This window comes from Glaciecola petra, assembly GCF_031846345.1.
GTDB classification, from domain to species: domain Bacteria; phylum Pseudomonadota; class Gammaproteobacteria; order Enterobacterales; family Alteromonadaceae; genus Glaciecola; species Glaciecola petra.
Genome location: NZ_JAVRHX010000001.1, coordinates 809372 through 830590, shown reverse-complemented (window position 1 = coordinate 830590; position 21219 = coordinate 809372). Strand labels below are relative to the sequence as shown.

The 21219-nt window shown below is 39.9% G+C and carries 24 protein-coding genes; 7 read left to right on the top strand and 17 right to left on the bottom strand.

Translation table 11 applies throughout. From position 1 onward, the window contains the following. The first annotated feature begins 6 nt into the window (after window positions 1-6). Entirely contained in the window at window positions 7-2088 is a 2082-nt protein-coding gene (gene mnmC, locus RM552_RS03765; RefSeq protein ID WP_311367451.1) for a bifunctional tRNA (5-methylaminomethyl-2-thiouridine)(34)-methyltransferase MnmC2/FAD-dependent 5-carboxymethylaminomethyl-2-thiouridine(34) oxidoreductase MnmC1, read from the top strand. Window positions 2089-2097: 9 nt separating this feature from the next. On the opposite strand, the gene RM552_RS03760 is transcribed toward mnmC, so the two are convergent. From RM552_RS03760 to RM552_RS03735, 6 genes are all read right to left on the bottom strand, one after another. Further along, window positions 2098-2871, bottom strand: a complete 774-nt coding sequence (locus RM552_RS03760; RefSeq protein WP_311367450.1) for a FlgO family outer membrane protein — start codon at window positions 2869-2871, stop codon at window positions 2098-2100. Between the two features lies 1 nt (window position 2872). After that, window positions 2873-3640 (bottom strand): FlgO family outer membrane protein, encoded by a 768-nt coding sequence (locus RM552_RS03755; RefSeq protein ID WP_311367449.1) that lies wholly within the window; start codon window positions 3638-3640, stop codon window positions 2873-2875. Window positions 3641-3709: 69 nt separating this feature from the next. Then, entirely contained in the window at window positions 3710-4333 is a 624-nt protein-coding gene (locus RM552_RS03750) for a FlgO family outer membrane protein (RefSeq protein WP_311367448.1), read from the bottom strand. A 90-nt stretch (window positions 4334-4423) separates the two neighbouring features. After that, window positions 4424-4762, bottom strand: coding sequence for a YfcL family protein (locus RM552_RS03745; protein WP_311367447.1), 339 nt, complete (start codon window positions 4760-4762; stop codon window positions 4424-4426). A 23-nt stretch (window positions 4763-4785) separates the two neighbouring features. Continuing rightward, window positions 4786-5928: an ATP-NAD kinase family protein gene (locus RM552_RS03740; RefSeq protein ID WP_311367446.1), complete on the bottom strand. Its 1143-nt coding sequence runs from the start codon at window positions 5926-5928 to the stop codon at window positions 4786-4788. Between the two features lie 23 nt (window positions 5929-5951). Next, a complete protein-coding gene (locus RM552_RS03735; RefSeq protein ID WP_311367445.1) occupies window positions 5952-6524 on the bottom strand; it encodes an elongation factor P hydroxylase in 573 nt (190 codons plus the stop codon). A 167-nt stretch (window positions 6525-6691) separates the two neighbouring features. On the opposite strand from RM552_RS03735, the gene RM552_RS03730 reads away from it, so the two are divergent. Both RM552_RS03730 and RM552_RS03725 read left to right on the top strand, forming a co-directional pair. Then, window positions 6692-7171, top strand: a complete 480-nt coding sequence (locus RM552_RS03730) for an acyl-CoA thioesterase (protein WP_311367444.1) — start codon at window positions 6692-6694, stop codon at window positions 7169-7171. Continuing rightward, window positions 7168-8394 (top strand): retropepsin-like aspartic protease family protein, encoded by a 1227-nt coding sequence (locus RM552_RS03725; protein WP_311367443.1) that lies wholly within the window; start codon window positions 7168-7170, stop codon window positions 8392-8394. The genes RM552_RS03730 and RM552_RS03725 overlap by 4 nt, the downstream gene beginning before the upstream one ends. 10 nt (window positions 8395-8404) lie before the next feature. On the opposite strand, the gene RM552_RS03720 is transcribed toward RM552_RS03725, so the two are convergent. Both RM552_RS03720 and fadR read right to left on the bottom strand, forming a co-directional pair. Beyond that, window positions 8405-10456: an oxidoreductase gene (locus tag RM552_RS03720; protein WP_311367442.1), complete on the bottom strand. Its 2052-nt coding sequence runs from the start codon at window positions 10454-10456 to the stop codon at window positions 8405-8407. Between the two features lie 97 nt (window positions 10457-10553). Continuing rightward, on the bottom strand, window positions 10554-11264 hold the full coding sequence (fadR, locus tag RM552_RS03715) for a fatty acid metabolism transcriptional regulator FadR (protein ID WP_311367441.1): 711 nt from the start codon (window positions 11262-11264) through the stop codon (window positions 10554-10556). Window positions 11265-11447: 183 nt separating this feature from the next. On the opposite strand from fadR, the gene dsbB reads away from it, so the two are divergent. The 4 genes from dsbB to RM552_RS03695 all read left to right on the top strand — a co-directional run bounded on the left by dsbB (window position 11448) and on the right by RM552_RS03695 (window position 14003). Next, on the top strand, window positions 11448-11969 hold the full coding sequence (dsbB, locus tag RM552_RS03710) for a disulfide bond formation protein DsbB (RefSeq protein WP_311367440.1): 522 nt from the start codon (window positions 11448-11450) through the stop codon (window positions 11967-11969). A 92-nt stretch (window positions 11970-12061) separates the two neighbouring features. Continuing rightward, entirely contained in the window at window positions 12062-12322 is a 261-nt protein-coding gene (locus RM552_RS03705) for a DUF5062 family protein (RefSeq protein ID WP_311367439.1), read from the top strand. Window positions 12323-12410: 88 nt separating this feature from the next. Next, window positions 12411-12728, top strand: a complete 318-nt coding sequence (locus RM552_RS03700; protein WP_311367438.1) for a hypothetical protein — start codon at window positions 12411-12413, stop codon at window positions 12726-12728. 162 nt (window positions 12729-12890) lie between these two features. Further along, window positions 12891-14003 carry a cystathionine gamma-lyase gene (locus RM552_RS03695; protein ID WP_311367437.1) on the top strand — a complete coding sequence of 371 codons (1113 nt, stop codon included), beginning with the start codon at window positions 12891-12893 and terminating at the stop codon, window positions 14001-14003. Here the strand turns inward: RM552_RS03695 and RM552_RS03690 are convergent. From RM552_RS03690 to yoaA, 9 genes are all read right to left on the bottom strand, one after another. Next, window positions 14000-14356 (bottom strand): hypothetical protein, encoded by a 357-nt coding sequence (locus tag RM552_RS03690; protein WP_311367436.1) that lies wholly within the window; start codon window positions 14354-14356, stop codon window positions 14000-14002. The genes RM552_RS03695 and RM552_RS03690 overlap by 4 nt on opposite strands. A 39-nt stretch (window positions 14357-14395) precedes the next feature. Beyond that, window positions 14396-14935: a YcgN family cysteine cluster protein gene (locus RM552_RS03685; protein WP_311367435.1), complete on the bottom strand. Its 540-nt coding sequence runs from the start codon at window positions 14933-14935 to the stop codon at window positions 14396-14398. Next, the gene (locus RM552_RS03680; protein ID WP_311367434.1) at window positions 14935-15243 is read right to left on the bottom strand and encodes a YcgL domain-containing protein; all 309 of its coding nucleotides are present in this window, start codon (window positions 15241-15243) and stop codon (window positions 14935-14937) included. The genes RM552_RS03685 and RM552_RS03680 overlap by 1 nt, the downstream gene beginning before the upstream one ends. Next, entirely contained in the window at window positions 15221-16408 is a 1188-nt protein-coding gene (gene rnd, locus RM552_RS03675) for a ribonuclease D (protein WP_311367433.1), read from the bottom strand. Before rnd ends, RM552_RS03680 begins: the two co-directional genes overlap by 23 nt. A gap of 132 nt (window positions 16409-16540) precedes the next feature. Next, a complete protein-coding gene (locus RM552_RS03670; protein WP_311367432.1) occupies window positions 16541-17389 on the bottom strand; it encodes an alpha/beta hydrolase in 849 nt (282 codons plus the stop codon). Then, window positions 17390-18085, bottom strand: a complete 696-nt coding sequence (locus RM552_RS03665) for a Slp family lipoprotein (RefSeq protein WP_311367431.1) — start codon at window positions 18083-18085, stop codon at window positions 17390-17392. An 80-nt stretch (window positions 18086-18165) separates the two neighbouring features. Continuing rightward, the gene (locus tag RM552_RS03660) at window positions 18166-18483 is read right to left on the bottom strand and encodes a hypothetical protein (protein WP_311367430.1); all 318 of its coding nucleotides are present in this window, start codon (window positions 18481-18483) and stop codon (window positions 18166-18168) included. Between the two features lie 11 nt (window positions 18484-18494). Then, window positions 18495-19178 (bottom strand): tRNA (adenosine(37)-N6)-threonylcarbamoyltransferase complex dimerization subunit type 1 TsaB, encoded by a 684-nt coding sequence (gene tsaB, locus RM552_RS03655; protein ID WP_311367429.1) that lies wholly within the window; start codon window positions 19176-19178, stop codon window positions 18495-18497. An 88-nt stretch (window positions 19179-19266) separates the two neighbouring features. Next, window positions 19267-21195 (bottom strand): DNA repair helicase YoaA, encoded by a 1929-nt coding sequence (gene yoaA / locus RM552_RS03650; protein WP_311367428.1) that lies wholly within the window; start codon window positions 21193-21195, stop codon window positions 19267-19269. Window positions 21196-21219 lie beyond the last annotated feature (24 nt).

Here is a 21219-nt window from a genome sequence, read left to right as displayed (position 1 = left end):
AACTCAATGAAACTCTCTCCTGCAAAAGTTCACTTTAATGACACTGGAACCCCCTGCTCTAGTGACTACGATGATTTATATTTTTCAAACGAAAATGGCATAGCAGAAACTGATTACGTTTTTATTCAAGGAAATAATCTTCAAGATCGTTGGTTAAAACATCAAAGTGCACACTATTGTATTGCTGAGACTGGGTTTGGGACAGGCCTTAATTTTTTATATACCGCCTTTTTATTTGATAGATTTCTGCAAGCTCACCCGCAGCATATTTTAAAAAACTTATATTTTATAAGTACTGAAAAACACCCAATAGATATACAATTACTTACAAAAATCCTCGCCAACTTTGATCAACTAGAAAATTATAGTGCTCAATTGTTGACGGATTATCCGGATAATTCTCAAGGTGTGCATAGACGTCATATTAGCACTAATATCTGTTTAGATTTGCATTATGGCGATGCCAAAACGTCTTTAGCTGATGTAAAAACACTGCAAAAAGGTCTAGTTGATGCCTGGTTCCTCGATGGTTTTGCGCCGAGTAAAAATCCAGATATGTGGCACCCTAAATTATTTCAGGAAATAGCGCGCTTAAGTAAACCAAAAGCCACTTTTGCAACCTTTACGGCTGCAGGCATTGTAAAACGTGGACTAATGGAACAAGGTTTTTCAATAACAAAACGTAAAGGTTTTGGTCGTAAGCGGGACATGCTTGTGGGACTGTTCGACAAACCTGTCAATTTGCAAACATTGTCGACCAAGCATCGAACTAACCATGCGCCTTATTTCTACCGACATAAAATAAATGATGCAGAAAATGACTCCGTCAAACAAGCATCATCCCGATTGACCGTTGGCATCATAGGGAATGGTATTGCTGGCGCCATTACCGCGCTAAAACTAGTGCAACTAGGGGTATCAGTCAATATTTTCTGGCGCGCAAAGCAATCTGCAGATGGTGCATCGGGTAGTCCTATTGGTGGTTTCTATCCGCAGCTTAATGCCCAAATGAATACAGCCAGCCAAATTCAATTACAAAGTTTTTATTATGCGCATCATTTTTATCAAAATTTATCACGCATTGCAGAGTTTGATCATGCATTTTGCGGTGCACTACAAGTTGCCTTTAATGACAATACTAAAGAGCGACTACACAAAATTAGTCAAAAACAAATATGGCCAAATACAGTAGCGCAGTATGTTGATCCTGAAAGAGCAAGCAAGCTTGCAAATATTGACCTGCCTTACGAATGTTTACATCTTCCAAATGCGGGCTGGATATCCCCCCATTCAATGATTAATGCTTGTTTGAAAGTTGCTCAAAATACGGGGTTATTGACACTTTTTAACGAAACTGAATTACTCAAAATAAATAGTCACCATAACAATGTTATTAATTTTGAGGTGCAGCATAATCAAAGCTTAAAAACGGTAAGTCATCAGTGCAATGCTCTTGTCTTTAGTACAGGTTTTAGTAGTCCTGATTTTTCCTTTCCTCATATCCCTTTGACCTTAACTAGAGGACAAGTTGAGTTAATTGCAAGTAAGCCTGACTTGCAGCCATTGCAAACACTCTTGTGTCACAAAGGCTATTTCACCCCTGCTGTTAACGGCATGCATGCCATGGGATCGACATATAAAAAAGAAGACACAAGTTGCGAGGTTAGAGAGGCAGAAACACTGATGAATCTTTCTTTACAGCAAGGTTCATTATGTCAAGCGACTTGGGTGGCTAAACTTTCAGATGCAAGCCAAGATGATAATAGTTATGCGCGAGCTTCGGTTCGTTGTTCAACGCCCGACCATCAGCCTGTCGTTGGAGCTCTTCCTGCATCAAAACAAGCGCAAGAATTATCCGAGCTATATAAAGCCTTACCGTATTTTCGCTATCCTATTCCAAGCGTACAAGACAACATGTTTTTACTGACAGGCTTGGGATCTAGGGGCTTGACTACAGCGCCATTAATGGCAGAAATTCTCGTAAGTCAAATGCTAGGACGCCCCTTACCATTGAATGGGAAGTTACTAGATGCACTAATGCCTAATCGGTTTTTAGTGCGAAATCTAATCCGACAACAAAGGCCTTAGTAAAACTGGCTAATCTGAATAACTCACCAATCTTGGGCTCGTTTGCTCGCTTACAAACCTGGGAATTAAAACACTCGCGCTTGAAACAACTTGGTTTGTTTGTAATGAAATAATCCGCGCATTAACAAACACACCGTCTGCCTTTTCAATCATAGTCCCAGAGAGAACATGGTCCATTACTCGCTTATTAGCTAACTGTATGACATCTCGCGAGAAGGCAAGGTCGCCCCGACTTGTTACTTGTATAGCAGGCATTAATTTATGGTCAATAACGGTTAGGCCAAATTGTTGCATTTCAGAAATTGAATACTCGGCTAACTGATTACCCAATATCGTTGTATTTTGTAGCGTCCGGTCAAGTTTGACAAAACTGCTCACGCCAATCATTAAATTGGTATTTAAACCGCGACCATTTTTAACTAAATCCATAGCTAATTGACCCGCATAATCCTGTACACTTTTATAGGTAAAAAACGGACTAAAGCGCTGTACGGGGGGCAATAATGGCTGGTAACCAGTGACGTCTGAGCCATTTTGTTGAGTTTCTGCTGACTTGCTTGTTGCTTTTAAATCAGCATAGTTATTTAGGCCAATGGCATCATTTGATTTGTTGTCAGGGTCCAACTCAGGGGGAATTTCTCCCGCTAACCCATATTGTTCTCTGAGTAAATCTGCAATTGTTTGAGGTGGCTCATATCCTGCCATAAAGGCTTTACCCGCTGCGCACCCCGTTATAATTGCGCCAGCACTTAGCACTATTAATAGTTTATTAAGTGATCTCATTTTAGTCGCCTCTGATAATTCTAACACCGTCAACAATTTCATTTTGACGGGACGAACCGCTTGGTAGCAATGCATCCACTATATAAAAAGGAATAAAACTTTGAGCACTCGCAACAATGACATTAGATTGCATACCCAGCATACGCGCATTAATTAAAAAACCACCTTGATGTTTGGTCATTGTGCCAGTTAATACATATTGAATAGGTGTGTCATTTTTTAAATCTAAGAAATCTCGCGATAATACAAAATCGCCTGTCTCAGTCACCCGAATAAATTGTGTTGCTTTGAATTCAACAACAGGCATTCTAAATTTATGAAATTCGTGCACGAAAGACTCTGCCATTTGTTGCCCTAAAAGGTTAGTTTCTTTTAGGTCGCTGTCAATCAGTGAAAAATGTGTCACAGCGACCGGCGTGCGCTCTGTCACGTATTCCATGTTAGCGACAAGATCTTGTGCCATATTGCGAACATAATCTCCAACATGTTTGGTAAGCGGCATACCTTTATATGCCCCTGTCGCATGTGACATAATATTGGGTTTTGTAATCGATCCAAACTCATCTATTGACGAAGCATCTAACACTGCAGAGTGTGAAACACCTGAATGGGAACGTACGTCAATAACACCGTTACTGTCTGGTTCATTATCAGCAAGGTTTGTTTGTGTAGATTCGTTTGCCGAATCGGCAAACATTTGCTCCATGGAGGGCAATACACTGCATCCCCCTAACAATAAAAACATGCTTAACACAGTAATAAATTTCATGACTAACTCCTAAATTTAGCCAAGTTTCGACTCGGCCCAATGTATATTTTTATGTGACTTTCTAAACGGCTACTTTTCTGTTCTGTATAGTTGCCCATTGCGCATGACTACTTGCTCAGTTTCCCAAAACAAATCGCCAGGAAAATAACCTGTGGCGGCAGCAACAACATCTTTGTTGCGAACATTAATGACACGGGCATTTACAATCGCGCCATTTTGCTGTGGAGTGATTGTGCCGGTGATGTAATAATCGATATTCTGTAGCTGAGATAAATGAGACAAATCTCGAGATAGTGCTCGGTCATAGCTTTCAGACATAATAATTGAATTACTCGCTTTAAAGTCTTGAGTCACTAACCCATATTTAACAGCTTCTGTCATTAAGCCTTGCTCAAGCTGCTGACCTAATAGCATTAATGGACCTTGTTGAGTCATATCAAGTTGCATAGAAGTAACTGGCACAAAACCAGCAACGGCGTACCGATATTGACGGTCTGCGGTAAAACCAGTAAAAAGCTCCTGTGCTAACCGATGAGTATGAAACTCAACGTTACCAAGATTTTGAACGTGCGGTGTCTCAGATTTGGTATATAAATTAGGGATGATATTGGCGCATCCAGACATACCAAAAAGTAAGACCAGACATATTACGCAAAGCAAAAACGACGCAATTGTGTTTAGCGAATTTTTCATACTAACCAGCCCTAGCAGATTTAAATAAAATGAATTATTTAAACCTTAAGCAAGTTTGGTTCCAAGTGTGCCAATTTAATATGTATGAGCTTATGCTGGAATTTTTTCAACCAACTCACGCACTTGTACTGCGTCTTGTTGGCTTAGTTCTTGATCATTAATTGCCGCATTAATAGATGCATGCAACATGCTTTTTAAATTGCGTTGGAAAAGATGTAGACGGTCCTCATTAACCGTATTCGCATGTATTTTAAAACGTTCTATTTTCTGTTCGTCCAGCAAAATAGCCGCTGCGACAACCGAAAAATGACCGTGCAAATAACTTGAAATAAAAAGTTCTTGCTCATCCCCGTTTTCAATAAAACTATCGAGAAAAGCTTCTACTTGATCAAAGTAATCTTCTAAGCTAGTTTTTATTTCGTCTATCATCAAACAACATACCTTTAAAGTCTTTAAACACCGACGTAGTATAGTACCTGGTCTCTATACCCCGTAATAATTGAGATTGGACCGAGCATTGAATGGTCAACATCATGATCGCCTGAATCAGATATTAAGCCTTTCCCTGCTAAACCTTGTATTTTCGTTTTAGTTGCCACAAGTACGATATTTGCCTTCCCAATTTGCTGAATGAATGCAGGGGATAGTTGTTGGTTACCGCGTCCTAATATATGACCTTGCCCACCTATTAAAGTAATGATCAACTTGGTTGGTTTGCCAGCTGTTAACTCAATCAACTCTTGCGCGTTCACATCATTTTTTACAATCTTATTTTGATAAATTAAGTCAACACCCAGCAGTGTATTTGGTAAGTTACAGTGTTGCATGATCGCATCTACAGTGCTTCCTGAGCCCATTACAAAATAGTAGTCTTCATTATCTTGCATAATTTCAGTAAGGTATTCAGCAATATCGTCGAGCAATAATTCATCTGACTCTTTGCCACCCATTTTGACAGCTTGAATATATTGAAGCGATTCCGGTACCCATAATTCACCGAAATGTTTCGCGATGACCTTACCTTTTCGAAATTGTTCTTCGTCGATATCGCGAACTTCGGCTTGAACCAAAGAAACCAAGTTCCCTTTTATTACTTGCGCCAGCACACTGCCAGCAGCTCTTGGCGTTATTGCATAAACCCCACTATGAATTTTACAACCTGCTGGCACACCCAATACAGGAATTTTCTTAGTCAGGGATTCACACACATTTATTGCCGTTCCGTCACCACCGGCAAACAAAATCAAATCGACCCCTTCATTTTCTAATGCCTTGACGAGTTGACAAGTGTGTTCCGCTTCAGTTTGTAATGGCATTGAATTGGACACTATATGCGCTGTTAAACCTAATAAAACTGCAGTGTCCTCGCCCATTGCCCCGGCACCTGTATAGACTTCATAATAATCACTAATATCGCTACACTCATTTAAGGCGGTTTGCGCTTTTTGCATGGCTAATTGGGGTGCACCGGCAGCAAGGGCTTTTTCTCTTATTTCTCTGCCGTCACTTCCTTTAAGGGCAACTGAGCCACCGATACCGGCAAAGGGATTGATTACAAGACCTAACTTAAATTTTCTACCAAAAGGGATATTCATGTTCGATGACTCATAATAAGTGCCTAATAGTAATCATTTAATACTTGCAAGAATGATTGTGCTCTAGTCGGAAAACCCTTAACTTGATATAGACTAAGCTGTTTTTGTACTGCATTAGTAAAGTCTTGTTCTTCTTTCTTTCTAGTTATATCGCAGGCCTCATGGGACAAATTATCAATACTGACACAAAACGGTATCCCACAGGCTTTAGAAAAGGCGTACTCAAGGGCTTGTGGTTTTATTTCTACTTGTAAGAATTTTACTTGATCCCTTGCATTGCGACCATCAGGTACATACCAATAACCGTAGTCTTCTTGTTGCCGACGTTTGTCGCCTGCAATACACCAGTGAGCAATTTCATGTAAAGCACTAGCAAAATAGTCATAACGATAATAAACAACATGTCGTTTGTGTTTTTGACAATTTGGTTGATATAGAGGCTCATCGGCCCCTCCAATCAATATTGTTGAAAATTGCTCTTCAAAACAAGAAGCAAACAAACTTTCTAAATCAACACTGTTATGCTCAACTGCTTTTGGTGAAACTAAGTTAATAGACCTTTTTGTATTAAGGCCCAGTTGTCCGTGCAGCGACATGGTAAAGCTTCTCCTTATTTGTCTATAAAAGACAGAGCACGTATTGGCAAACAATAAATAGCGGACCATCGTAGCGCACAATTATAACCGATGTTAATATAAAGAAGCGAGTGATGATGATGCATATATCGTATGACCCACAACAACAATAAAAGCGAGTTATAAAGGTGAAGACAAATCTTACCTTATTAGATTGGAAATATAATGCTCCCTTCATCAGTGAATGGTGCATCGACGATTCGCATATCGATCATTACCAACATACCAATAACGTTGCTTATTTAGCGCGCCAAGAGGCGTTGGCTTGGGAGCATTCTACTTGTTTAGGTTTATCTTTCGAAGACTACAAAAGAGAAGATAGAGCAATGGCGATTACCCATCACCAACTCAACTACCATTTGGCATCACATGAAAATGATACCCTAGCATGTGCGACATGGATTATTGCTTGTGACGAAAAATGCAGACTTTCACGCTTTTTTCAATTTATAAACGTAGCGACTAATAAAACGGTATACAGCGCTACAACTCAATTTGTTTGCATTAAGCTGTCTAGTGGCATTCCAATAAAAATGCCTCCCAGTTTTAAATCGATTTATGGTAACGCTGCTCTACAATATCAACATAGCAACAAGGAAGAGGTATGAGTAGAACAAGCTTTTGGTTAAGCGTGTTGTTGTCTATATCACTGGGCGCTAATTTTTGGTTTTTATACAGAGCCTCAACGAGTAATAAAATTGACAGTAATGAACCAACATCCACTGTTGATGCTCAGACTAACAATAATTATGAGATGGTCAAACATACTAAAGGTGCCCGTAACATTGGTAAACTCGAACTAATTGAATCCTCAAAGCAACAGCTTATTAATGATTCAGATACACCTCTATCGCATCCTGAAGATTCAAAGATTTCGTTAAATATTAGCGAAACAGATAAAAACAATGCTCAAATTTTTATGCAGTTTTTACTCAATCTTAAAAAAAATGAAGCATATGAGCAGCTGGAATTTGAAGTATCTGAGTATCTACGCAAATTTCCTCAAGATATAAACGCACAGTTAATAGAGGCAGACGTTTATTATCATACTAAACCTTTAAATATTGCGCTTGTACACTATCAATCTATGTTGTCTCTTCCGCTTTCTAAAGACCAACGCAATCAAGTAGAAACTATCATTAGCGTAAATAGTCAGCGCATCATGAGGCAATTTAGTGGCGATGGTGCTTGGGACTTATTAGCAAGCTTTTTAGAACCATTGGTGCAAGTCGACCCACTTAATCGCAATTATTTAATGGCACTTGCGAGAGCTTATGGTATGCAGGAACAGTTGAGTCTAATGGAAGATGTTCTCGCCAGTTTCCCGCCAGACGATCCTAGAGCTAATAGGCTAAGAGATAGTATTTTTCAGCGTTTAAACAATGAAAACGTAGCCCAAACGGCAGTCACTCCTCCTATATTTGAAAACTTAACCGAAAACGAATCGCGCAAAGCTGATGTTGTTTTACAACAAACGCAAGGCCGTTTTGTTACTCAAGCAATTGCAGCTAATACATCGGTCTTGTTACTTTTAGACACCGGCGCATCTACAACCGCATTAAGCGATAAAAAGTTTGCGGATATTTCCTCAGGCTATAAAGAGTTTTTAGGGAAATTTAGCGTCAATACTGCAGGTGGAGTGATACAGGCACCTATTTACAAGTTGAGGAGTTTCACTTTGGGCAATCAACAACTTAGTAATATTAGTGTGATTGTATTACCGCAAGAAAATTTGAGTTCATATGACGGCTTATTAGGTATGAATGTAATCAGCCAGTTTGACTTGGCATATCAAGCATCAAGTCAAACTATGCGAATGTACAAAAAATAAGCATACAAACCTAAAGACGAGCAGCGAGTCGAGTGCCTTGGTCAATTGCCCGTTTTGCATCTAACTCTGTGGCTAAGTCAGCACCGCCGATTAAATGATTTGGTAAAGTTAAACCTTCTTGCAATTCGCGCAAAGGATGCTGACCGGCACAAACGACAACGTTATCGACCTCAATAACTTGCTTTTCGCCCGCTATTTCAATGTGCAAGCCCTGATCGTCAATCTTTAAATATTGAACACCAGCAATTAACTTAACACCTTTCATCATTAAACCAGCGCGATGCGCCCAACCAGTTGTTTTGCCAAGACCCGCACCTACTTTAGTAGATTTTCGTTGCAACAAGTAAATTTCCCTTGGTGACGGCTCTGGCAATGCTTGTACACCCTCAACACCTCCCCTAGCAGTGAGTGACATATCAATCCCCCACTCTTTCATAAATGCCGGAATATTAGTCGAGGTTGATACTTTTCCATGCGATAAAAATTCACTTGTATCAAAACCTATCCCGCCAGCACCCATTACTGCAACACGTCTACCCACCGGTTTTTTATGTTTAAGAACATCTATATAAGATAATACTGATGGATGATCGATACCTTCAATGTCGGGGGTTCTTGGCTTTATACCTGTAGCAATAATAACCTCATCATAACCACCCTTATGCAAGGTTTCTACGTCGACTGTAGTATTTAACTTTACCTCTACACCATGCAAGGCTAACTGCACATCAAAATAACGTATGGTCTCGTAAAACTCTTCTTTACCTGGAACTTGCTTTGCAATATTAAATTGCCCACCAATCTCCCCATCAGCATCAAATAGAGTAACTTTGTGACCTCTTTGGGCGGCTGTCGTGGCGGCAGCCAAGCCTGCTGGCCCTGCACCCACTACTGCAATATGCTTTAAGCTAGTTGCTGGTTCAATATTTAATTCTGTTTCGTGGCAGGCTCTTGGATTGACTAAACAACTCGTCATTTTACCGTCAAAAACATGGTCCAAACAGGCCTGATTACACCCAATACAAGTATTGATTTGACTTGCTTTGTTGTCTTTTGCTTTATTCACAAACTCCGCATCAGCCAAAAACGGCCGGGCCATAGAGACTAAATCGGCATCGCCTCTAGCTAAGACTTCTTCAGCAACTTCTGGCGTATTTATTCGGTTTGAGGTCACCACAGGAATATTCAAAGCTTGGCGGAACTTAGCCGTAACCCAAGTAAAAGCCGCTCTTGGGACTTTTGTCGCAATTGTAGGGATACGGGCTTCATGCCAACCAATCCCTGTATTAATAATAGTAGCTCCCGCTTTTTCGATTTTTAAACCTAATTCAACCACTTCGTCATAACTTGACCCACCTTCGACTAAATCAAGCATGGACAGGCGGTAAATAATAATGAACTCCTCACCAACCGCTTCGCGAACCTTCTTTACTACTTCAATAGGCAAGCGTATTCGGTTTTGATACTCTCCACCCCATTCGTCTTTGCGTTGGTTAGTGCGTAAAGCGATGAACTGGTTTAAGAAATATCCCTCAGAACCCATTATTTCCACGCCATCATAACCTGCTCGTTGAGCCTGCTTGGCAGTAAAAACAAAATCATCTATCTGTTTTTCAATACCCGCTTGGTCTAGCTCTTTCGGCTTGAAGGGATTGATGGGAGCTTGAATAGCTGAAGGAGCAACAAGCTTATCGCTATATGCATAACGACCCGTATGCAAAATTTGCATACATATTTTACCACCCTCGGCGTGTACAGCATTGGTCACATACTGGTGATTTTTGACTGCTTGGTCACTGTCTAATCGACGAGTTACAGCGTGTGTAGCGCCCTCGTCGTTCGGGCCAATACCTCCGGTGACAATGAGCCCGACACCGCCTTTAGCGCGTTCAGCGAAAAACGCAGCCATGCGTTCATGTCCGTTTTCTAATTCTTCGAGTCCTGTGTGCATTGAACCCATAATGATTCTATTTTTTAACTGGGTGAAGCCCAGGTCTAAGCCTCTGAACACATGCGGATAAGGAGAGTTGTTCGGGGTGGTAACTTTGGAAACATCTGTCATTCTTTTAACCTAATGCCTGTTATCATTTTAACTTGTTGTGTTTTTATATTATGGCGCTGAGCCGTCACAAATGCACATCAAACATATTTATATGAGCTTAATCGACAATGTTATCTGGCATTTCTTGACGTAATTCTTGCCAAATTTTTCCACTTTCAATTCCGTAGGTTCTTACTACGCCAATGACCCTATCCGTATCGTCAGTGTCAAGCACCGCAAGCAAGCGTTTATAATATTCAGTTGCAACATCCCTTGCAGGTTGATGACTAAAGAAAAAGCCTCCCACACGCGCATAAATTCCCCTAAAGCCATTCATCATAAGCACATAAACTGGATTATTGGATGCCAGTGCTAAATCATGATGCATTTGATAGTCATGCTGAGCAAACGCTTTACCCTCTTGCAAAACATCGGCATGCCTGCCGATTATGTCTCGACATGCTTGTAAATTTTGTTTAAACGCTGCCCTGATGAATACAGCACTCAAATTTGTTCTTGCAGAAAGTAAATTATCTAATAATTGCGGTTGTCCGTCTTGATCAAGTCTTGCAAGGGTTTCAAGAATATTCAGCCCACATGTTTCCCAGTAGTTATTTACTTTTGTTGGTTTGCCGTGCTGGATAGTAAGCCAGCCGTCTCTCGCGAGTCTCTGCAGCACCTCGCGTAAAGTGGTCCGAGTGACGCCTATTAATTCTGACAATTCTCTTTCTGCGGGTAAAATAGTACCGGGGGGGAACCGATTACTCCATATTGATTCAACAATGTACTCTTCGGCAAATCCTGCTGGGCTTTGAGATTTATATATCATAGTTAATTCTTATTCTTGTTCTCTTGAACTGATTGTACCAGATGACAGCGACAAGAAAAGCATTATTGCTTGAGGTGCTTCCTTATTCGGATACATAGAAAGAATGCATTGATTTTTACTTACTTAAACACATATGTTTGCTAACATTAGAAGGTCGTTTGTTTAATCGTTTGGAATACTAATATGCAGTGGATATATCAATTTAGCCAATCGCGGGTTTCATGGTTCATACTTGCTTTTTCAGCATTTGCATTATTTATTAGTGCGCTTTATTTCCAGCACGTTTTAGATTTCGCACCTTGTGTTAAATGTATTGATCAACGCACAGCTGTTATTGGGATTTTTCTCGCTGGTGTGATTGGTTTGCTAAGCAATAATGCTATTACACGGTGGGCGGGCTTTGCCGTTTGGGGATATAGTGCTTATTCAGGGCTAATGTCTGCAAATGCTCATATTGATGTTATATACGCAAGCAACCCACTATTTGCGCCTTGCGATATTGCCCCAAGCTTTCCTTCTTTTATGCCGCTGCACGAATGGCTACCGGCTGTTTTTGGAGCGACGGGCGAATGCAATGACAATCGTTGGCAATTTATGGACTTAGGCATGGCTGAGTGGCTACAGATTATATTTATCGCCTATTTGGTAGTGCTGGTAATAGTTGTGCTTGCACAATTTTTCGGTAAAAAAACCAATGCACAATGAAAATGCCGCAACTCTTAAGTTTAGCGAAACGCTTAAAAGTTACCGAGTAGTTTTGTATATTATTTTTGGCCTATACGAGGGTTTTATTTCCTATGAAAAAAATTAAAAACGAAAATGCCTTACTTAGAAAAGCACTCACCGTTGCAGAAACATACGCGCAGAAGAGAGGGTATAAAGCTTTTTCACCGTCTGACTCAGCAAAACATAAAGTAGAAAGTTTGTATAGGTTATTGGTTCTCGACAAACTTATTACCCCCCTTCCTCAAGACAAAGAAGATTTGGCCAGCTTAAAACATCGTTTGGTCGTTTGGATTATGAAACAGTTGCCCGATGACCACGAATTATTAAAATAATTTTTATTTTGAAATCTGTGTTAGCTTTATCGTATTTTTAGGAGTATGTTAAGTGCCCGAAAGATTTATTCACAATAGGAAAACAAGAATGAAAATTAAGAATCCATTACTAATGATAATGCTAGCCGTGACAATTGGTTTAGTTGGGTGCGCAGAAAAACAAGAAGCGTCAACTGAGGATGCAAAACAAGAGACAATGGAAGCAGCAACAGATGTTGAAGCTAAATCTGAGGATATGCTAGCTGAGGGCGAAGACAAAGTAGAAGCGATAAAAGAAGACGCAGACTCTGCAATGAAAGAAGCTGAGCAAAAAGCTGAAACAGCCGAAGAAGATGCAGCCGCTAAGTTAAAAGAAAAATGCATCGAAGCAGCTGAAAAGTTAGGTCAAAGCACAGATAAATGCTAACAATAAATGCTTAGCGATTGATGTACAAATAGCCCAATCTCGCGATTGGGTTTTTTTATGCTCAAAAAAAGCTTCTATATTGGCATTAGCAGGAATGGCAAATATATGCAGGTATCCACAATGTGCTATCCTATTTATGGATAATTCTTAGAGATACAAATCATGGCTCAAAAACCCTCTTTGGCCTCGCGCATTATTAATGCAGGCTCGCCTAAACCCGAAAATGGTCAGGCGTTTAAACCTGGCCCACAGTTTGCCAGTACCTTCCATTTGCAAGGCGATGTAGAAGCCAATACCTACCAATATGGTCGTTTTGGCCAACCAACATGGGATAGTTTGGAAAAAGCGTTTGCTAAATTAGAAGGCGGTGAAACGGTAATATTTCCGTCTGGAATGTCCGCTGCCGCAGCCATTTTGACTAGTTTAGTTTCACCAGGCGATACTATATTATTGCCTGCTGACGGATATGCGCCGGTTCGTTATTATGCTCAGCAGTATTTAGTAAAGTTTGGTATTCATTTAAAAACGGTAGAGACTGCAAAAATAGATGAATATGATTTCTCTGGGATAGATCTTGCCTTATTAGAAACACCCAGTAACCCTATGCTAGATACTTTTAATGTACATTTGGCAGCGACTAAATTACACCAACACGGCGGTTTATTAGCTATTGATAACACTACCCTTACTTTTTTGGGACAAGCACCACTCCTGTTGGGCGCTGATATTACTATGTCTGCAGACACAAAAGCGGTTAATGGACAAAGTGATGTATTATTTGGTCATGTTACTTGCAAAGAGTATGCAATTAGCGAAAAAATTCGAGAGTGGCGAAAATATTCGGGCAATATCCCTGGCCCAATGGAAACATGGCTTGTTCACAGAAGTTTATCAACCCTAGATGTTCGACTAGAGCGAATGTGCAATAACGCTTTAGCGCTTGCCACTTTACTAGCTGAACACGAAAAAGTTTTGTCTGTGCGTTACCCTGGACTAAAAAACGACCCTTCCTATTCCAACGCAAAAATACAACAGCAGTACTTTGGCTTTATTGTGAGTTTTGAATTGGCCAATCAGCATGCGGCAGATTCTTTTTTAAGGGCTTGTAAACTGGTCTATGAAGCGACAAGTTTTGGTGGCGTGCATAGTACGGCCGAACGTCGGGCTCGCTGGGGGACAGATGATATTGCAGATGGGGTTATTCGGTTTAGTGTGGGTTGTGAGCGGGCCGAAGATTTATTAAATGATGTCATGTCAGCATTAGAACAAATTTAGTCTATTTGCTTTTGTTTACTTTCTTCGCTCAAATTAACTTTTTCATTCTGTGTTTGCTCAGTTTTTAAGTTTTTTTCGAGCTCCTTATTCGCTTCTGCTTCTCGCTTAGCTTCATCTCTTTCAAATTCTCGCCAGTCTTGCTTATAGTCTTCAATAGTCACAGTCATGCCATTCAAACATTCGTCACGTGATTGGCCGATATATTGGTCACATCTTAACATTCGTTTTTGTTGATCACTGTATTGCGCTTCTTTGCTAATGCAAGCTGTTAAAATAAGTGCTAAAAACCAAACAACTAATGCTCGGGACACATTAATAGATTGATTCCCTATGTTCATTTTAGTTTTTTGCATATATACCTCCGCATATGGGTATTTGACGAATCTAGCTTGTCATTCTTCAATATCTTGAGATGGCCAATGCACAATGTAGTTTTCAAAATCATGAAGGTCAATTTGTGCTTCTGAAATTACTCGATTACGCACACTAATGCCCAATTGATGCATTTGAGCTTTTTTGCCCTTGTTTAAGAGTGGATGCCAATTTGCCAATCCTTTACCCTCTTGTAAACGACGATAGCTACAAGATGGAGGCATAAAGAAAATATCTTTTAAATTATCTTTGGTTAGGCTGACACAATCGGGAACAAGTTCAGAACGTTTATCATATTGAGTGCACATACAATTTTTATCGTTGAGCAAGTAACAGCTTATGTTGGTATAAAGAATTTCTTCACCATCTTGTAAGCGTTCTGTTGGCTCAAAGTCTCCATCAATACTTTCATCTTCAATAAACTTATGCAAGCAACACCTTGCACAACCGTCGCATATAGCTTCCCATTGGCTGTCAGACATTTCACTTAAGGGTGTATTGAGCCAAAATTGCGAATCGATTAATTCTTTACTATAAGGGCTTTTCTTTTTGTCTTTCATTACTCGTCTCTTTCACGAGTTGGTATATTTGCGTCCAAACCTAACTCACTCCGGTGGGTTTTTAGCAGGTTTTTCTGAGCCGGAGGCATTTGTAAATAGTAGCCTTTATCTTTTATGCTGGTCACGAAAGACTGTGAATCTATTCCCGCTACTTTTTTATGCTTTTCAATCGCTAAATACATAACAAATACAGGCGGGCCAAACTGCTTTAATAAAACTTCAGGTACCCTATCAAATGCATTTTTTTTCTCTACATATAAATAAGTATCCGCTTTACGTTTTGATTTATATACTACGCTTAACTTCATGTGAACCCGTTAAAAATGCTGATAGTTGTGGTATAAAAGGGTTTAATAAATTGTAACGCCAAGAACAGAGTAGATCAGGTTTTAAGGCCTGTGCTTCTAGTTCGTCTAAGTCAAACCAACACCACTTTAAGACCTGATTGAGTTGCTTTTTAGAAGCGAAAAGTGTGGTAGGTATTGAATGTTCATGTGATATTTGTTCTGTAAGCGCTTTTAGCTTTTCAAGCGCCTGCTTATAGTCTCTAAATTCGGTGAGTCTCTGTACTCTTTTGGGCATAGCTTCATCAGGTGCATCAATGACACTGCGGCATATTTTTAAAATACTATCACCATATAATTTAGCCGGCTTAGAATATAAATGCTGGCACTCAAATAGTTGTGGATTCGCCTGAGGAATCTTGTAGGCCAGTTCTATTAATGCTGTCTCTTTCAATACAAATGATAGTGGTTTATCTTCTCTGCGAGCAGTTTGCATGCGCCACTCTGCTAATTTTTGCAAACAAGCAAGATGTTTATGCCGCAACTTCCAATTATTCTTTACGCTTAAATAAGCTAATTCTGCAGGATATACAGCTTGCTTTTTTGCTGCAAGATGAGCAATCTCGTCATACACCCAAGTTAGTTTATTTTGTTCTTCAATTGGCACAAGCATGTGTTCGTAAAGTGCTAAAAGATGAGTGACATCTGCAAGAGCATAATCGCATTGAGCATTGCTTAAAGGGCGCTGCAACCAATCTGTTCTTGATTCACCCTTATCAACTTTAATATTAAAAACGCTTTCTACTAAATTAGCATAGCCTACCGACACACCGAGACCTAAAAGTGCAGCCGCAAATTGTGTATCAAAAATGGGTTGTGGAATTACATTCAAATGGTGTAGCAGAGTTTCCAAATCTTCTGAACAAGAATGAGCTATTTTAATAATATCGGTTTGTTCCAGTATTTTGGAAAATTCACTTAAATCAGAAATGGCAACCGGATCAATTAAATAAACCGTTTCACCGTCGAATACCTGAATCAAACCTAGTAATGGATTTAATGTTTGAGTCCTCACAAATTCAGTATCGAAAGCAATCACAGCCTTATCAGCGAGCTTTTTACATGCTTTATTGAGGTCGGCTTTAGTATCAATATACTGATAGTCTGTAATATGTTGGTAAGAATGCAATAGACTGTCTTTTAATTTAGTTAGCTTACTTATGAATCACGTGAACAAGCTATGAGTTAGGGAAAATTCTTTTTAATAGTAACACAGACACACAAGCGAATCAGCGTCGCTTGTTATGTATTATGCTTATCACTAATAGTTATTAATAATAGTGTTAATTTTTAGCGCTATCTCTTTAGCAGAATCCATATGTACATGGTGTCCGCCTGCAAAAGTGTACAATGGCACACCTTTGAATTGTGCTTTTCTCTTATCAATGCCTGCTTTTACTTTTTCAAAGCCCTGATCACCTAAAATAACAGCCCTAGGACATGTAATTGAATCTAGGATATTTAGCGCTTGACCTTCGGTTAGCCTTAGCGGAGACAAGGTACGTAAGCGTTTATCGCTGCGCCATTCTACAGATCCATCAGCGTTGATGTTTAGATTGCGTCGCATAATAAGCTCAGCATTATGAGGATTCAGGTCACTGACTCCACAACGTGCCTTGACAATATCTTTAAGGCTATTGGGTTGTCTTATGGCTTTTTGCGCTTTAAATCGACTTTGAATACTTGCTGAAATTTGTTGTGCTGAAGTATGCTCAGGTTCACTCAAAGGTCCCATAGATTCAATGGCAATAAAGCCCTTTAAATAGCTCGCTTGGGTACTCGCAACTATACTACTGACAATAGCTCCCAAAGAATGCCCCACTAAGACAACATTGCTTAATGCTAGATGCTCTATTAAGGATGCCAGGTCGAACACATAATCGAGTAAGTGATAATGCGCGTCAGAACTACGATGCTGGGACTTCCCATGGCCTGCAAAATCTACCGCTATCCAATTAACGTCGGTAAAAAACGGTAGCATGGGCAAAAAACTGTTAGCATTATCTAAGTAACCATGCACAAATATGAGGGTAGTATCAGCATTTGTTAAGTCGTTTTGTAGCGTCGCCAATTTTGTGTGGGGCAACGCTACAATAGATTCTTTTATCAATTAACGTTCGTCTTTTGGTCTGTTACTTTGGTTCCGAACACCAGAAGATGTTGTTCGCCCAGAACGAGAAGTAGCGGAAACACTACTGTTTGAGTTGCTTCTCGTGACTACTCCGCCTTGAGAATGACCATTATGTTTGGTGACTCTTAAACGTTGACGCAAATGACTATTATGCCATGGCGAATACCAAGGGTTATAAAATCCTCGATTGAAGCCATAATGAAAGCCAAAAGGAGAGAATGCAAAGCTTTCGACGCGAACATCCGAAGTTTCTTTCCACATATGATAGCCAACTGCATTTAATACCGGATATTGATATTCCTGTTCGCCAATTATTCCTACACTAGTAGTGCCCACTTCACCAACAACAGTAATTAGACGCCCTTCTTCAAATACTAATGGGTCGACAAAGCCAGTCACAACCGCCTTAAAGCGTCCTTCGCTTGGCTCACCTGTGCGAGGCTTGCCTGAACGTGCCTCAGGGAAATAGACTATTTCGATTTCAGAGACATCTTTTTTATTTTCGACACTCACAATTTTGCCGCCCCAACGCGCCTTCCTACCCGCTAAATCACTTTGCTTACTGTCAACATAAGTTACAAGTTTGTCGACTTCTGCGACCTCTATGTTTTCTGGCGTCATTGAGCACCCACCAATTAAGAGGGTGAACGGAATTAGGATACTAAGTAATTTCATCTGAAAATCTCCGTATTTTGCGGCACCGGATATTACCGGTCTTAAGCTACGACAACTGGTCTGCTGTCTAGTTCATTGATTTAAGCATAAAAGTCGACGCCCATCAAATTACTGAGGGCTTCTTGTCGCTGTGAAATATCCAATGAAGTGTATGCTTGTAAACTTTGCTTGACCGTAAAAGGAAGTTTATACGAAGATTCAACATAGCTGTTCGCTCGTTCGAGCAATTCGTCTGCTTGTTTATGCGCTTTCTCGCCACCACCTCTAACATAATCAGCTTCAATTACCGTTGCTTGATGCTCTTTCTCTAACGAGCCTTGCTTTTTTTGCGCATACGAAAAGTTATTTTCATGTTGATTTATAATCACAGCGTTATTTAAGGGATTAACTATTGACATGAACTCTCCGTTTATCTTCGATTTGGCAGTTTTTGCCAGGTGACTTTATCCCGTACATAAACAGGTTCAATGTTCTTAGCATTGGTCACTTGATCACGATTAAACTGATACTGAGCTAATGGTAGCATATGTAATGCGTTTGGAAACATTACCTTTGGCAAGGTGTCTATATATCCAGAGAATATATCTGCATAGGCCTCAAAACCAGTGCCCGCAATACCCAATGGTTTGTGTTGTGTGTACATATTCAAAGCAAGCTGAGGGTCTATAACGGTTTCATTACCATTTGTTGTTGCAATACCGTTAACAATTGTGAAGCTCCCCGCATATACTTCCTTCATTCTTGCATCTATCAAGGCTAGAGTAGACTCAAGTCGATATTCGTCATAATTCTGCTGCGCCAGTGTTGCTAAGGTAGACACTTCGATAACCGGTAAATTACTACCTAATGCTAAGCCCTGTACCGTGCTTGCCGCTATTCTTACACCTGTGAAACTGCCAGGTCCTCTGCCATAAGCAATAGCATCTAGATCAGCTATTTTAATGTTATTGCGCATAAGTATTGTGTCTAGCATAGGCAATATTTGCTGACTATGTTGTTGTGGGCATATGTCGAATATAGAGTCAGTATTACTCCCAATAGATAAGGCGACACTGCATGCCTCTGTTGCGGTATCTATCGCTAGAATATTCATTTTATTACCAATCGTTTCATTACTTGATTAGAGTGCCTTTCGTCTTATTTGACGCTGAATTAGTCTAAATAGTAGTGCTTAATCTTACTTAATCAATAGAAGACAGAAAATCTTCTACTATTTTCAAGTCTCGGGTTTTTTTCATTGGCGGTAAACTAGCCAAAAATTTACTTCCATATGCTTTAGTTACCAGACGATTATCACATATAACCAAGACCCCTTTGTCATTAAAATCTCTTATAAGCCGCCCTGCGCCTTGCTTTAAAGCGATGACTGCTTGAGGAATTTGAATATCAAAAAAAGGCGCTCCACCTTGCTTTCGGCAATCATCCAATCTGGCTTGTAACAAAGGGTCATCGGGCGAAGCAAAAGGCAACTTATCGATTAATACGCATAGCAAATCATCGCCTTTTACGTCCACTCCTTCCCAAAACGCGCCCGTTGCGAATAACACACTTTTACTATCGGCCAAGTAGTCTTTCAGCAGCATTGATTTTGAACGTTCACCCTGCACAAATACCGCATTCTCAATTTCTTCAGATACAGCTTCAGCGACAAGACGCATCATGTGATGACTGGTAAACAACATGAAACTGCGCCCTTTTGCCGCTTCGATTAAGCTAATACAAATATTTATTAAGGCTTTTTTCATATCTTTGTGATTAGGTTCAGGTAAATACCTTGGCACACATAACATCGCTTGTTGCTGGTAGTTAAAGGGGCTATCAAAACATTTTGTTGTAGCTGTTTCTAAACCCATTAAGCCTTGATAATGGGAAAAATCGCCATCTATTGCTAAGGTTGCTGACGTGAAAACCCAACTAGTATCTCTAGATTGAGTCACTTTATTAAATTGTGCGGCAATACTAAGCGGGGTTAAATGTAAGATAGCATGGTATTTGCTAGTTTCGTACCATAGGCTTACATCTTTGTGGTCATCCCGCAAAAATAAATTTAATCGCTCATCAAAGGTATTTAGCTTTTCTATTAGCGTATCAATGTCTTTGTCTCGGCCAATATTTAGTTGTGCTACTTGATTTAGCTTGTTCAATTCGTCAGACAACAAAGTAATTTGTTTTTTGATATCTGGCCGTTTTAATACTTGCGTCCAGTTTCCTCTTTCAGGGTCTTGCCCAAATAACGCTCTAAAATCGGCTACGGCATATAAGCACTTCTGCGCGCATTCAGACAATTGATTGGCATCTTTTAGCTGTACTTTTTGCAATTTACTAAGATCTTTGAGTAGATCATTTAACTGTCTCGTTGACAAATTTTCACCAAAATATTCGCTCGCAATATCAGGAATTAAATGCGCCTCATCAAAGATAACGGTTTCTACATTAGGGATAAGCTCACCAAAACCTTGTTCTTTTAGCGCTAAATCGGCGAAAAACAGGTGATGATTTACCACCACAATATCAGCCATCATAGCCTTTTGACGTGCTTTAACTAAAAAACAATCTTCAAAATAAGAACAGTCTTTGCCTAAACAATTGTCGATGGTAGAGGTCACAAGCGGTAACACTTTTGCGTCCTCTTTTAGCAAATTTAAGTCACTCATGTCGCCTGTTTTGGTGCCATTAGCCCATTTCATGACTGTTTTAAATTCATTTAAAACGTCCTTATCTAGACCTCTTTCTGACACTTCGTTTATTTTAGTCCGATGCAGGCAAAGGTAGTTGCTTCTGCCTTTTAATAATGCCGTTTGTTTTTCTTGATTTAACATTTGTTTGACTTGCGGAAGGTCTCTTTGGTATAGCTGTTCTTGAAGGTTTTTTGTCCCAGTAGATATGATAACTTTTTTGTTTGATTGCAATGCCGGCGCAAGGTAAGCAAAGGTTTTGCCAGTACCAGTGCCTGCTTCTGCAACAAGCACAGCCTTATCGTTGATAGTCTCTTCAATTGCTTTAGATAGGTCGAGTTGTTGCTCTCTAACTTGATAATCGTCTAGCGCTTTTGCCAAAGGGCCATCATTGGCAAAAAAAGCAGCAACACCCTTAACGTTCGTTTTTGTCATATTACAACAGTATGGCCCTAATAA

Excerpts from the sequence above, each read along its gene's own strand:
- mnmC (WP_311367451.1), top strand. The coding sequence starts at position 7 with ATGAAACTCTCTCCTGCAAAAGTTCACTTTAATGACACTGGAACCCCC.
- RM552_RS03760 (WP_311367450.1), bottom strand. The coding sequence starts at position 2,871 with ATGAGATCACTTAATAAACTATTAATAGTGCTAAGTGCTGGCGCAATT.
- RM552_RS03755 (WP_311367449.1), bottom strand. The coding sequence starts at position 3,640 with ATGAAATTTATTACTGTGTTAAGCATGTTTTTATTGTTAGGGGGATGC.
- RM552_RS03750 (WP_311367448.1), bottom strand. The coding sequence starts at position 4,333 with ATGAAAAATTCGCTAAACACAATTGCGTCGTTTTTGCTTTGCGTAATA.
- RM552_RS03745 (WP_311367447.1), bottom strand. The coding sequence starts at position 4,762 with ATGATAGACGAAATAAAAACTAGCTTAGAAGATTACTTTGATCAAGTA.
- RM552_RS03740 (WP_311367446.1), bottom strand. The coding sequence starts at position 5,928 with ATGAATATCCCTTTTGGTAGAAAATTTAAGTTAGGTCTTGTAATCAAT.
- RM552_RS03735 (WP_311367445.1), bottom strand. The coding sequence starts at position 6,524 with ATGTCGCTGCACGGACAACTGGGCCTTAATACAAAAAGGTCTATTAAC.
- RM552_RS03725 (WP_311367443.1), top strand. The coding sequence starts at position 7,168 with ATGAGTAGAACAAGCTTTTGGTTAAGCGTGTTGTTGTCTATATCACTG.
- RM552_RS03720 (WP_311367442.1), bottom strand. The coding sequence starts at position 10,456 with ATGACAGATGTTTCCAAAGTTACCACCCCGAACAACTCTCCTTATCCG.
- fadR (WP_311367441.1), bottom strand. The coding sequence starts at position 11,264 with ATGATATATAAATCTCAAAGCCCAGCAGGATTTGCCGAAGAGTACATT.
- dsbB (WP_311367440.1), top strand. The coding sequence starts at position 11,448 with ATGCAGTGGATATATCAATTTAGCCAATCGCGGGTTTCATGGTTCATA.
- RM552_RS03705 (WP_311367439.1), top strand. The coding sequence starts at position 12,062 with ATGAAAAAAATTAAAAACGAAAATGCCTTACTTAGAAAAGCACTCACC.
- RM552_RS03700 (WP_311367438.1), top strand. The coding sequence starts at position 12,411 with ATGAAAATTAAGAATCCATTACTAATGATAATGCTAGCCGTGACAATT.
- RM552_RS03695 (WP_311367437.1), top strand. The coding sequence starts at position 12,891 with ATGGCTCAAAAACCCTCTTTGGCCTCGCGCATTATTAATGCAGGCTCG.
- RM552_RS03690 (WP_311367436.1), bottom strand. The coding sequence starts at position 14,356 with ATGCAAAAAACTAAAATGAACATAGGGAATCAATCTATTAATGTGTCC.
- RM552_RS03685 (WP_311367435.1), bottom strand. The coding sequence starts at position 14,935 with ATGAAAGACAAAAAGAAAAGCCCTTATAGTAAAGAATTAATCGATTCG.
- RM552_RS03680 (WP_311367434.1), bottom strand. The coding sequence starts at position 15,243 with ATGAAGTTAAGCGTAGTATATAAATCAAAACGTAAAGCGGATACTTAT.
- RM552_RS03665 (WP_311367431.1), bottom strand. The coding sequence starts at position 18,085 with ATGAAATTACTTAGTATCCTAATTCCGTTCACCCTCTTAATTGGTGGG.
- RM552_RS03660 (WP_311367430.1), bottom strand. The coding sequence starts at position 18,483 with ATGTCAATAGTTAATCCCTTAAATAACGCTGTGATTATAAATCAACAT.
- tsaB (WP_311367429.1), bottom strand. The coding sequence starts at position 19,178 with ATGAATATTCTAGCGATAGATACCGCAACAGAGGCATGCAGTGTCGCC.
- yoaA (WP_311367428.1), bottom strand. The coding sequence starts at position 21,195 with ATGACAAAAACGAACGTTAAGGGTGTTGCTGCTTTTTTTGCCAATGAT.